The organism is Spirosoma profusum, assembly GCF_014699005.1.
Taxonomy (GTDB): Bacteria; Bacteroidota; Bacteroidia; order Cytophagales; family Spirosomataceae; genus Spirosoma; species Spirosoma profusum.
Window position 1 is genome coordinate 1 of record NZ_JACWZY010000039.1, and the last position, 12,069, is coordinate 12,069.

The 12,069-nt window shown below is 48.3% G+C and carries 9 protein-coding genes and 1 pseudogene; 6 read left to right on the plus strand and 4 right to left on the minus strand.

Going from position 1 to position 12,069, the window contains the following annotated elements:
* Positions 1–115 precede the first annotated feature (115 nt).
* Together IC229_RS29870 and IC229_RS29875 are read right to left on the minus strand one after the other, a co-directional pair.
* Positions 116–2,137, minus strand: coding sequence for a sensor histidine kinase (locus IC229_RS29870; RefSeq protein ID WP_190891810.1), 2,022 nt, complete (start codon positions 2,135–2,137; stop codon positions 116–118).
* The gene (locus IC229_RS29875) at positions 2,134–2,859 is read right to left on the minus strand and encodes a LytR/AlgR family response regulator transcription factor (RefSeq protein ID WP_223834274.1); all 726 of its coding nucleotides are present in this window, start codon (positions 2,857–2,859) and stop codon (positions 2,134–2,136) included. The genes IC229_RS29870 and IC229_RS29875 overlap by 4 nt, the downstream gene beginning before the upstream one ends.
* Before the next feature lie 147 nt (positions 2,860–3,006).
* Here IC229_RS29875 and IC229_RS29880 point away from each other — a divergent pair, with 147 nt between their 5' ends.
* The 6 genes and pseudogenes from IC229_RS29880 to IC229_RS29905 form a co-directional block, all read left to right on the plus strand.
* Positions 3,007–3,894, plus strand: coding sequence for an SGNH/GDSL hydrolase family protein (locus IC229_RS29880; RefSeq protein ID WP_190891812.1), 888 nt, complete (start codon positions 3,007–3,009; stop codon positions 3,892–3,894).
* Positions 3,891–4,505, plus strand: a complete 615-nt coding sequence (locus tag IC229_RS29885) for a hypothetical protein (RefSeq protein WP_190891813.1) — start codon at positions 3,891–3,893, stop codon at positions 4,503–4,505. Before IC229_RS29880 ends, IC229_RS29885 begins: the two co-directional genes overlap by 4 nt.
* On the plus strand, positions 4,502–5,032 hold the full coding sequence (locus IC229_RS29890; RefSeq protein WP_190891815.1) for a hypothetical protein: 531 nt from the start codon (positions 4,502–4,504) through the stop codon (positions 5,030–5,032). The genes IC229_RS29885 and IC229_RS29890 overlap by 4 nt, the downstream gene beginning before the upstream one ends.
* Positions 5,033–5,035: 3 nt before the next feature.
* Positions 5,036–6,361 (plus strand): tail fiber domain-containing protein, encoded by a 1,326-nt coding sequence (locus tag IC229_RS29895; protein ID WP_190891817.1) that lies wholly within the window; start codon positions 5,036–5,038, stop codon positions 6,359–6,361.
* A 271-nt stretch (positions 6,362–6,632) separates the two neighbouring features.
* A complete protein-coding gene (locus tag IC229_RS29900) occupies positions 6,633–7,085 on the plus strand; it encodes a lipocalin-like domain-containing protein (RefSeq protein WP_190891818.1) in 453 nt (150 codons plus the stop codon).
* Between the two features lie 352 nt (positions 7,086–7,437).
* Positions 7,438–8,472 (plus strand): annotated as a pseudogene (locus tag IC229_RS29905) (right-handed parallel beta-helix repeat-containing protein); the annotation flags it as partial.
* Positions 8,473–9,077: 605 nt separating this feature from the next.
* Here IC229_RS29905 and IC229_RS29910 read toward each other — a convergent pair.
* Positions 9,078–9,959, minus strand: a complete 882-nt coding sequence (locus IC229_RS29910; protein WP_190891822.1) for an alpha/beta hydrolase — start codon at positions 9,957–9,959, stop codon at positions 9,078–9,080.
* 120 nt (positions 9,960–10,079) lie between these two features.
* A complete protein-coding gene (locus tag IC229_RS29915; RefSeq protein WP_190891823.1) occupies positions 10,080–11,837 on the minus strand; it encodes a purple acid phosphatase family protein in 1,758 nt (585 codons plus the stop codon).
* Between the last annotated feature and the right edge of the window lie 232 nt (positions 11,838–12,069).

Here is a 12,069-nt window from a genome sequence, read left to right on the forward strand (position 1 = left end):
GCCTGCGCAAAGCGGTCGAGCGCATTCTAAGTCAGGTCGGTCAAGAATACACCATTACTTTTGCTTAACCCCTTAAAGAGTGTTTTATATAGGTATTTTGTTCTGCTTAACGAAGTCAGGAAAACGCCAATCTAAATTCCGTGCCACATCCCGGTTTTGACTGAACGCTGATCTGGCAAGCAATGGCCCGAGCCAGATCACGTATCAGATGTAGACCCAGCCCACTTTTGCCACTAATTACCGCATCATTGCTGTAAAGTGCGTTTAATTGAGCTTCCGACATACCAGGGCCGTTATCAGTGATAACCAGTATAACCTGATTCAAGTCACCCTGAGCCTGCCAGTGAATGTGCGCGTTGGGAGTATGTTTCAGCGCGTTGATGGAATTACTGGTCAGGTTTTGCATGATGGTGCGTAGGTAATCTTCGTCGGTAGCGACCTGTATTCCATCGGGCGCGTCGAAGCTGATACGTACATGGGGAACACCTACAAAAAATCGCTGCAAATAACCAAACAACGTAGCAATGGGAACGATCTTCTTATCGGGTTTAAATTGCTGCATCTGACCCTTACTCCATAACAACATCGATTCCATCGTATCGAGCAAACCTTCCGCAGCTTCGGTAATATTTTGTTCATGACGAGCTACCTGGTCGGGTGGGAGCAGGTCGGGATTTTCGCGCTGGAGATGCAGAAAACTAATCAGATTGGCAATTGGACTACGTAGGTCGTGGCTCAGAATAGCAAAGAATCGGGCTTTCACACGGTTAGCTTCGTCAAGTTCCTGATTTAGACGCAGTAACGTAGTATTAGTACGTTTACGGGTGCGGTTTTGCCAGTATAGTAGCCCCCCAATCACTGCCAATAGCCCCAACCCAACAAGCATAGCCAGTTGCTGACGTTTCTGAGCGGCAATGATTAACCGATTAATTTCGAGTTGTTTATCACGTAGTTCGATTTCGCGCTGACCTTCCAGACCGGCAATCCTGTTTTTGGCTTCCTGTGAATACAACGAATCCTGGGCCGTCTGATATGCCCGGAAATTTTCGTAAGCTCCTTTGTAATTTCCTGCCAAAGCCTGCAATTCGGCCAGGCTTCCCCGAAAATGAGCCTGATCACCTACTTCGCCTTTATCGGCACTGAGTCGAATAGCCTGGGTCAAATATTGCTCAGCTAGTTGCAGCCGAACAGCCCGATTAGTAGGCTGGATCGCAACGGTGTTTGGATTGGGGCGACGTACCAGATCGAAATAGGCTACGCCCAGATTAGCCAGATTAGCAACTGCCTCCAGATGACGAGGATTTGTTTCGTCCCATAATACTTTGGCTTTGCGGGCGTAATCAATTTTCTGGACATAATCCTGTTGCATCGCCATAGACAGATTGCCGTACGTTTTTGCCAGTCCTTCCTTATTATCAACCTGCCGATGACCGGCTAACGCCTGTATCCCGAATTGCCTGGCTTTGGGCCAATCTGCCATCAGAATGTATAAAGCGGACATACTGGTCTGAGCAGCAGCCAGTTCACGTTGTGCGTTGATGTCGGGGTTACGCTGCTGTTGGCGAAGGGCTAGTGCCCGTTTCCCGAATTGTAGTGCCTTCGGGATGTTCTTCTGAATCCGGTAAATCTCCGAGATGTTATCCAGACTAATCCCGATGAGGTAATTGTCACCTGTCTTTTCAGCATAAGTTAATCCCTCGAAATAATAGCGTGTGGCGGCTATGTAATTAGAGCGGATATTGTGCTCGGCGACACCAAGACTATTCGTACTGCTAGCCAGATTCCAGGTATCGCCAAGCTGTTTGTAGATTCTGATGGCTTTCAGAAAATAGTAACGACACGAATCATAATTTCCCTTGTCGCTATAGGCCCGGCCAATGTAGGCATTGAAAACACCAATGCCTCGTTGCCAGTTCATGCGGGTGGTGTGCTGTAGCCCTAATCGGCTGTAATACAGCGCCTGATCGATATTGGTAAAGAACCATTCTTCGGCGATAACCCGATACAGTCGACCTTTGGCTGTATCATTGGTGGTTTTGGGTAGCTCAGCTACCAGCGAGTCAATCAGGGCGCGACCCTGCTTTTGGGCCAGCGAAGGGACAGAGAAAAGAAGAAAAACGATGATTAGCCGGTTCATTCGATTCCGTTCAACGCCGATTTATAACTCCGTCCAACGGGCAGGGTAAATTGCTGCACGTGTACCTGTTGTGCGCTTACTCGGTCGATGTAGTGACGTTGCACGGCATAACTCCGGTGAATACGTAAAAATGACCCAAACGGTTTCGTCTGCAATAGATTTCCAATCGATGAAAGTACCGTATACTGTTGCGTCGACGTAACAATTCGCGTGTAGTCTTTCAATCCTTCCAGATACACAATGTCGTGTAGATTTAGCTTAATCTGCTCATGGCCGTCCTTAATATATATAGTATCGGCGCCGAGGCTTAAATCGAACAGTTGTGCCTTGCGGGTCAATTCAAAAAAAGATTCCACCCGGCTCATCGTATGGGCAAAGCGTTCACGACGTATCGGCTTGACCAGATAATCAAAAGCATCGACGGCGAAACTATCGGCGGCATAGTCGGGATAGGACGTAATGAACACGCACACCGGCACTTTCATCAGATTCATCCGCAGTTCCAATCCGTTTAAATCGGGCATGTCAATATCGAGCAGCAGTACGTCAACCGCCCGATTTTCCAGAAACGGCAAGGCAGCCGTCGCTAACTCAAATACGCCCACTACGTCGAGGATCGGGTACTGGCGTGCGTGCGCGAGGGCCGTCAATCGATCTATCTCGTTGTCGTCAACAATTACACAGGAATACGTAGTGAGTGGCATTGCCTTACAGGTGGTCAACGATCAAAGATATACGCTTTGGGTGTACAAAACGAACCGCTTACTCAAAGCCACCTGCTGTTGGTCGATTCAAACGGTCGTTAGTCGAGAGTCTGTTGTAGGCGTGGTCGAACGCATGCAGTTTCGACCCATCAACGCCAATTGTTTATGAGACACCTATTGTTTTTACTGCTGCTGGCGGGTTGTGCCAGCCCATCCAACGACCCAAGTCCTGCATCACCAACTAGTCCCACAACGCCGACCAATCCTACCGACCCAGGCACTGTCGGTAACGTAGCACTGGGCAATGGACAGCCAGGAATAGTCGGAATAGCTGGTATCGAGGCCTGGGACAAACTGATTGCAACCGAAAAGGGACGTATCAAAAACTGGAATACGCTTTTTCTGCATCAGTCTGTTGGTCAGGATTTAGAAGAAGGTGCCAAAGCCAACGGCGTTACGTTTGACTACTTCGGACCGAAAGACCTTGTCGATAAAGGGGGCGAAGGGAAAGGACTTCGGGGAGGCATTTTCGTGGATGTGGGCGGTATTCCGAATGGCAATCCGTACGAGAAAATTCGGGTGTTTAAAGAGGCCGCGCTACGTAGTAAAGCTACGTTAAAAATTGCCGTGTTCAAGTTCGGCTATGCCGACGTTCTGGATACTAATCGGGAACAGGTTAAAACGGCTTACAAAACATTTGTCGATGAACTTCGGCAACAGATTCCGGGAATTCGGTTCGTACACATGACGCCCCCGCTCGTGTATTCGACTACGGCAGAAGAAGGTAATGCTGCCAAAGCGAACGTAGGCCAGTGGATGAAAGATACGTTCAAAAGTACCGACGTAGTATTCGACCTACAGGCTGTAGAAACGAACGATGGTGCTTGTCAGCAGAGCAACGTACCACGCATCTGCCAGGATAACCGCGCCAGTGCTGCCGATCCTTCTGAGGTAAACGGCGTGGACAGCGACGGGCAGGGACATTTGGGTAAAAAGGCCAGCCAACGTATCAGCAAGGCACTTTTGTACGCCATCTATCAGGTTGGCAAATGACAAAAAGCACCAAACTCCTGCTGTTTTTTCTGGGACTGGCGGGGATTAGCTGGGCGGTTTACGAATGTAAGTACTACGTCAGCTACTACGCCGACCTGAGCGAACGCCCCTGGGCCTACAGCCGCGACGAAAATGCTAAACTGCTCGTCGGTACGTGGCAGGGCGAATTCCACGATCCAGACAACGTATTGAAAACGATCCGGCTGACCATCGTTAAACCGATGACGGACGAAGAACGGGCCCAAAAAGCAAGTCGACGGACGCGCAAACGTAGCGGATTAGGCTCCCGAGCTGATAAGCAGCATTTCGACGGAACGGCTAACGTAACAAGCAAGTTCGGAAATGAAGTCTACGACCTGAGCGGCCATGTCGAAACCAGGGATGGACACCGACTTGATGTGATTCATTTTCAGGGTAGCGACGAAACTGGCCCGCTACGTAACAACTTCAACGTAGCATTGGCGCTCGAAGGCGGTCAATGGCAGAACGACGATCTGACGCTTACGCTGGCTTTCACCTTTACGACCAATACGGGTTCGGGCTATTCGAGTAGTGCCGATCCACGCTACGACAAAAAAATAACGGTTCATTTAACACGAATAAAGTCATGAAAAAAATACTTGTATACAGCTTGTTAGCGGCTGTGCTGTTCGGCAATTCAGGCGCGGGTTGCAGCAGCAAAAATTCCGATGACCCGCAGCCGCAACAAATTACCTCACTGGTAGGCAAATGGGAGGCCATTCGTGCGCTCTATCACATCACCAAACAGGATGGTACTACGCTGAGCACCGGCCCGGAACTCAAAAGTAAGGGTACGGTAATCATCTGGGAATTTTTCAGCGATGGTCGGTTGAAAGCAACTGGAGACATTGATGGAAGCACTAAAACCCGTGAAGTACGCTGGTCGTTGAACGCTAAACGCACCAGTGGGATCGGCATTGAGGAGGGAAAGCTCACTATTATTGGTAAAGAAGAACGGGAGTTTGCCCAACTCATCGGCCAAACGGGCGATCTGACCTACGACATTCAGACCGTAGACGGGATTAACGGCTCTGCTGCTATGTTCTTGGAGGTGGACGCAACCAAAGTTGGTCCATACAAAAAAAACATCCTGACCTACGTCTACCACAAACTCTAAACCATGAAACCCCTCTTTAGCCTACTTTTCTGGCTTCTTCTGGCTTCGGTTGGTTCGGCGCAAAATTTGTACCTAAATCAGACGGGCGACGTTGGTATCGGCACGCGCAATCCCTTGTCCCCGTTGCACGTAAAGACTCCCGGCGAAAACGCCATGCGCGTTGAAGGTGTAAATCCCTACGTATTGTTCCGGGACGTGAACGACCCCACCCCAACCGATATCAGCCGATCCTATGGCTACATTCGTACCTGGACCTCCAATCCATTCAACCCGGCGGGTCACTATGGACTCGAAATCGGTGTGCCGCCCACAGGTAATAACCAATTCCCCAAACACCTGATATTTGCCACCAATTACGCTACCCGGATGACGATTCTGAACAACGGAAACGTTGGCATTGGTACGTCTAGCCCGGCATATAAATTAGATGTAGCGGGCGATGTACGGATAACAGGAAATAACCGAGTCGAGGGATTTACGAATATTGTAGGAACGACTCTGTTTGAGGGCAGTGCGTTTGATGGAATAGTTGGTATTCGGGGCAGTGCCGTTAACGCATTAGTCAATATCATCAATACCGCTGATGAGTCAACGGGAGCGGCTATCAGTGTGAGAAGCCAGGACAACTACGGCACTATTCGGGCCACGAATACCCGCCCTAGTTTCTATGCTGGTCCTGCTATATTGGCCAAAACGATTTATGGGCGCTATTCGGGGCATTTTCAGGGAGGGCGTATTCTGGTTGAAGGAGGAAGCGACGCTTCCCGCTCCGGCGGCATTGAGTTCGCCAATCTCGAATCATTTCGGGTGCCCAACCCTCAGGCATACGTTGGCATGAGGGATGATAACGAACTGGGTATTTATGGTTTTCCTCTTGGCGACTGGCTGCTTCGGCTCAATGTCAATTCGGGCAGCATTTGTTCCCGATCGGCTATCGCCCTTTGCTCCGACCAGCGACTAAAACGGGATTTTCAACCGCTAACAGGTTCGTTAACTAAACTTACCGGCATACAGGGGCAGCATTATTTCTGGAAAGAAGCCAAAATGCCGGGTCTGCAAACGGGCTTCGTCGCGCAGGAAGTGCAGCCGATTTTTCCTGAACTGGTTCGCACCGACGACAACGGGTTTCTGAGCGTCGATTACACGGGATTTGTACCGCATCTGGTTGAGGCCGTGAAAACATTAAAAGCGAAGGACGACGAACTTGTTGAGACGCTGAGACGTGAAAACGAAGTGTTACAGGCCCAGTTGGATGCGGTCTTGAAGCGAATAACGGCATTGGAAACTCAGTTGTCAGCAAATCAATTGGCAGAAGCTGGGAAGAAATAAGTAACGACTGATACGTATGAAAACATTTGTTTCTGCTAGTACGCATCGGACGAGGTTTTGGCTGGGAATGCGCTCAAAATGCAGCAGAGAAAAAAGATTTGTTACGTTTCAGGGAAAGGCAGCGGCACTGCTACGTTCACGTTTGATCTAAAAATTGAACGGTGAGTAAATTAAGTATTGGAAATGCAAAAAGGATGTCGATACTTCAGAAAGCTAGCCGGGTACGTACCAGTGCTGTTTTTTTATTCTCCATTCCTTAATATCTAACCAAATGATACGTCTACTTTTCACTACGTCAGTCTGTTTCTTTTTATGCGTTACGGGTTGGGCACAAAGTGCCGTTGGTACCTGGAAACGTACCACCATGCTCATGACCGAAGCCGACGGCAAAACCACTGATATGTCGGTTCAGCTCACGAAAGCTATGCCTTGCACAGCCGACATTACCTACACCTTTGTAGCCGATGGTACGTTCCGGACGGACGTTCCTGAATCTTGTGGCCAGATGAAAAAGGCCATTGAGAGCATGAACAAATCGGGTCGATGGTCGGCAAAGGGTAATAAAATCAAAGTTGTCATGATCGATAAAAGTTTGCCCGACGCCGACTATGATCTGACCGTAAGCGGCAATACCATGACCTGGTCGTTCAATTATGCCGACAATCCGCAAATGCCTAATCCTACCAAAGCCAAACGTACAGTCATTACGTACAAGCGAATCTAAAACCACTCTGTAGCAATGAAGTACGTACCCATTTTGCTAGTGCTGTGTCTGGAATTGCCAACATATTTGTAGGCTCAAAATCTATACCTGAATCAGGCCTGTGATGCCGGTGTTTTGCCAGAGTTGATTCAAACTGACGACTAAGGATTTCTGCGTGTGAACTACACAGATTTTATACCGCATCTGGCTGAATCTGTAAAGGAGTTGAAAAGCGAGAACAACGTATTACAACAAGAATATGCCCAGTTGAACAACCAACTGGAGGACGTAATAAAGCGTTTAGACAAATTGGAGTCACGGTTTACAGCTTCCAGATCGGATCAGCATTGGATAATCTCAACACCCAAAAACGATGAAGAAACTAATTCCACACCTCGTATTCTTTCTGATTGCAGCGTTATCGCTGACTCAATGTATAAAAGCTAGTCTCGATCCATCGGACCCGGTGGATAGCGCCAACGTAACAGACCCCGGTAGTAATCCATCAGGTTTTGCCTGTAGCGAGCCTAACCCAACACCCCGAACGTGGTACGTAGCAACGAACGGAAACGACAGTAATGACGGTACGTTAGGTAAGCCACTGAAAACTGTCCAGAAAGCCGTCGATTCGGCTAAACCGGGCGATGCTATTGAGTTGCGAGCAGGTACGCACGAAAGTCGCGAAATCAGGATTTTAACCTGCAATCTCACGATACGTTCCTATCCGGGCGAATGGGCGATTATCCGGGCGGTGACCAACGATGAGGATATTGCCTCGACAATCTGGTATCGCGAACCAACCATTGTTGGCGGTCTGCTCGAAAATCTGGAAATCGTTGGTGGCTACTATTATGGCATCAAACTGGAAAACAACTGGGAAAATGGTGAGCCGGTGCTACGTAGCGTCAGAGATATTACGATACGTAATTGTAAAATTCATGATACCGGTCGCGACTGTATCAAAATTGTGTCGGGTTGCGATAACGTTAAGATACTCAACTGTGAAATTTATCGCTCTGGTGTTGGTCCAGCCAACGTAACGGCCAACAATGCCGAAGCCATCGACAATGTAAATGGTTCGGCGATGGTGGTGCGCAATTGTTACATCCACGATATTTCGACCAACGGCTTATACGCCAAAGGCGGCCCTAAAAACTGTGTTATCGAGAACAACCTGATTATGAATTGTGGGGAGTTGGGCGTAGTGGCTGGCTATACCAACACCGATCAGGAGTGGTTCAGTAAGGACAACACTGAGTACATTGAAAGTTTTGATATGGTGATACGTAACAACATCATCGTCAATGCCAAATGGGGCGGGGTAGGGCTGATTGCGTCGGTACGTCCGCAGGTGCTGAATAATACGTTCGTGAATGTCGGCAGTGATACGTATGGTGTTCTGTATATCAGCCGGGGCGAAACCTACGTAGGGCCATCGGGTGCGTTACGTACTCCGTCTAACCGAGACGCTAAAGTGCTGAATAACATTTTTGTACAACCACAAACGGGCAATGTGCCCATGGTACGGATTCGGTATTACGAAGATGACAAAGCCGAATCACTGGCCGGTAACAGCCAGATTGATTATAACCGGTATTATCGAGCGGGCAAAGCTCCGCTTTATGAGAACCGGCAAAAACGCGATCTGACATTTGCGCAGTGGAAATCGGGAACGGGTTTCGATGCGCATAGTATCGAAGGAGATCCTCAACTCAATACGCAATTCCATCTTCAGGCTGGAAGCCCCTGCATTAAAGTGGGTTTACCTCAATCCATCATTACCATTGATTACGACGGCAATCCTCGCTCTGGCAACCCCGACCTCGGTGCCGACGAAACCGGCGGAACTGCTCTAACCGTGCCTCCGCCAGCTAATGTGATTGGAACAGGGTTGAAGTGAGATTTTTGTCATGCTGAGAGACGAAGCATCTTAACGTATCATAACTATTTTGTTTGGATGCTTTAAGATGCTTCGTCCCTCAGCATGACAAAAGCCTCGGCATGATAAAAGTGTCATTGATCTACCCCGATAAACTTACGTAAATCTTTGTAGATGAGGTTGTTTTTCCAGAAAAGCTGTACCGCCATACCGACGTGTTTTTTACCCGGAATTATTGTAAGTGTGTGTCTGATGCCGAACTTTTTCAATTGTTGATCAAACTTACGACTGCTTTTGATAATGCTGGGATACGTCTCCTCACCCGTGTACATTAGCATCGGTGGACAATTGGCATCTACTTGATATAATGCTGATACCATCTGCCAGACGTCAGCCTTTTTGCCGAAAGGAATCAAATATTTTTCGTCGCCGGGATACTCCATTTTTTTCAGATAATCGAACATATCCAGGCCGGCTGGGTCGTCGAGAATGGCCCCTTTTATTGGATTTTGCATCAGGCCAAGCTGGGTAAAATAATGGCTATTTACAGCCAGTAAGGCCGCTAATCCACCACCCGCTGAATGGCCCATTACGTAAATCTGATTAGGATCGCCACCATATTCGGCAATGTGTCGATACGTCCAGACTAAAGCATGAGAACAGTCAACAGCCATTTCTGGTACCTCGACCGCCGGGGCAAGTCGGTAATTGATCAGTACGGCCACAACACCCTGACTGGCCAGCCGCCGACCAACGAATGAATACATATTTTTGCTGCCACTATCCCAACTCCCACCGTGGATAAAAACGACCACTGGCCGGGTTTTCGACGTAGTAGAACGAGGTGTGTATACATCGAGCCGGTGCCGCTCAGATGCTGAATCGGAACTATCGTACAAAATATCTTTGGTACGTTTACTACCGCTGGCTACAGCGTATTCGTTGGCTATAACTAGTAGCGTTGTCAGCAGAATCAGCGTAAGTGGAGCGAGCCAGAGTAAACGGGATAAAACCATAACGATAAGCGACCGTAAGAAGAAAATCGCAACCTATATACCACTAAGAAAGATTTCTGGATTTATAAATGGGATTCTGAAAGCGGAAAATGCAGAACGTAGCATCCGAAAACGACTATCTTATTTGACGAAACTGATACGTCCGATAAGCTGCGTTCCCACCCGAGCCGTGAACCAGTACCTACCTGGATTGGGCAAACTTACGGTTTCCTGAATCTGTGACGTATTCGGGTATTGTTTTTCGAAAAGAACCAGACCCTGGCTATCCGTTACGTGTAGATCGACAGTCTGGTTTGCGGGTAACGATATACGTACTGTTGCCGGCTCTTTACCTTCATCGATAGTCATTTCACCGGCAAACGTCAGATTGGAATCTGTTGTGTTGTCCATATCAATAGTAAATACGTCGGTGAGGCAGCCAAACGAATCGGTTACGGTATAGCTCGTAGGGGTTGTTGGTGCTACGTTGATAGTACGGCTGGTTTGATTACCACTCCAGACGTAGTTGCCTGGCCAGGAAGCGGTTAGTGTTTGAGACGTAGCAGGTGTTGTGAACAGATAATAGCGTTTGCCAACGTTTTTGAACAGCGTGAATTTGTCTTTACTAGTACCATCAGCCGCCAGCCATTGTGCATCGAGCCGGTTATTATTTACGTCGATGAGCATGGAGCCGCCAATTGTATTATTCGAATAAATCATCGCCGGATGTGGGTAACCCGCTGCCTGCCCGCCCAATTGCCCCCCACTACCGTTTACTACGTAAATAACACCACTCGTTTTGTTGGTAATCGGGCAGGAGTTAGGCGAACCATCGTAACGGGCCGTGCTGGTCGAGACGGCGTGCTGATTAACGTTAAACGTGTTAGATAAACCCGTATGCCCTTTCATCAGATAACTCCGCTCATACACATGACTGTGGCCACACAATACGAGATCGACATTGTAGCGCTCAAGAATAGGGGTAAGTTGCTGACGGATAAGAGTTAACTCCAGACTATTATTAGTGTCGTGCGAGCCTTTGCTATAGGGAGGATGGTGAAAAAATACGATAGTCCAGGGTAGCTTATTGGCTGCTAAATCCTGCTTCAGCCACTGCACCTGCCGCCCCGTTGTGTCATAAAGACGTTTGTCGTCCTGCCCTTCAGAATCCAGCGATACGAAATGGACGTTTGCGTAGTTGAAGGAGTAATTCATTTTCGAACCCGACGGTACTCCACCAACTTCAGCCTGTTGTGGCACCGTAATCAAATTGAAATATTCGATGTTGGGATTAGTAGGAGTATCGGCGTAGTCGTGGTTGCCGGGTGTCGGCCAGAAGGGAAGGTGTTTCAGTATGTCGGTATACATCGTAAACACGTTTTGCTGGTATTGCCAGTCGTATCCCTGATTATAAGCATTGTCGCCCAGCCAGAGCCAGACGTCGGCGGGTCGGTTTTGGGCTACCTGTCTGTATCGTTGTGCTACGTCCATCTGATTGGCAGAACCCGCTCCAAAATCACCCAGTGCCCAGATGCGAAAGGGGGCAGTGGAACCCGGCACAGGCGAAGTTTTGAAATACAACTCTTCCGACACCAAAATATCGTTGGCCGATGAACCAATGGCGTAATAGTAATGAGTAGCCGGTTGCAAATTCGTTAACGTAACGATGTGTTCGGTGGTCTGCGCCGGATTCGTAGTCTGTTGAGTAAGTTGGCCGAAACTAGTACCAAATCGAACCCGGCTGTCGGATGGCTGGTCGGTACGCCATCGTATAGTAATTCCTGTCGACGTAACGGTTTGCAGGTAAGGCGCACGGGTAAGCGCCTGAGCCATCCCTGTCAGCGTAATTAGTAGTAAACAACCAGTTAGCCAATGAGAACGTTGAGAGAGCATATGCATGGTCGGGATAAAGAAGAGTGAATGTACTCAACTTTAAGCAATGCACGGGTCTTGATACTTTTTTCTATGACTTAAGTATCATAATCTCCTCTCTTTGATGTAGCAGTTTAAGGTCGATTACAGTCAATTGATGTGACTCTTTTGCCAGTTGATACAACTCAGGTAAGGAAATAAGTAAACTGGCTGATTAACTTGTCTGGATAACAAACTATTTCTGAATCAGCCAGAAACC

Excerpts from the sequence above, each read along its gene's own strand:
- IC229_RS29870 (WP_190891810.1), bottom strand. The coding sequence starts at position 2,137 with ATGAACCGGCTAATCATCGTTTTTCTTCTTTTCTCTGTCCCTTCGCTG.
- IC229_RS29880 (WP_190891812.1), top strand. The coding sequence starts at position 3,007 with ATGAGACACCTATTGTTTTTACTGCTGCTGGCGGGTTGTGCCAGCCCA.
- IC229_RS29885 (WP_190891813.1), top strand. The coding sequence starts at position 3,891 with ATGACAAAAAGCACCAAACTCCTGCTGTTTTTTCTGGGACTGGCGGGG.
- IC229_RS29890 (WP_190891815.1), top strand. The coding sequence starts at position 4,502 with ATGAAAAAAATACTTGTATACAGCTTGTTAGCGGCTGTGCTGTTCGGC.
- IC229_RS29895 (WP_190891817.1), top strand. The coding sequence starts at position 5,036 with ATGAAACCCCTCTTTAGCCTACTTTTCTGGCTTCTTCTGGCTTCGGTT.
- IC229_RS29900 (WP_190891818.1), top strand. The coding sequence starts at position 6,633 with ATGATACGTCTACTTTTCACTACGTCAGTCTGTTTCTTTTTATGCGTT.
- IC229_RS29910 (WP_190891822.1), bottom strand. The coding sequence starts at position 9,959 with ATGGTTTTATCCCGTTTACTCTGGCTCGCTCCACTTACGCTGATTCTG.
- IC229_RS29915 (WP_190891823.1), bottom strand. The coding sequence starts at position 11,837 with ATGCATATGCTCTCTCAACGTTCTCATTGGCTAACTGGTTGTTTACTA.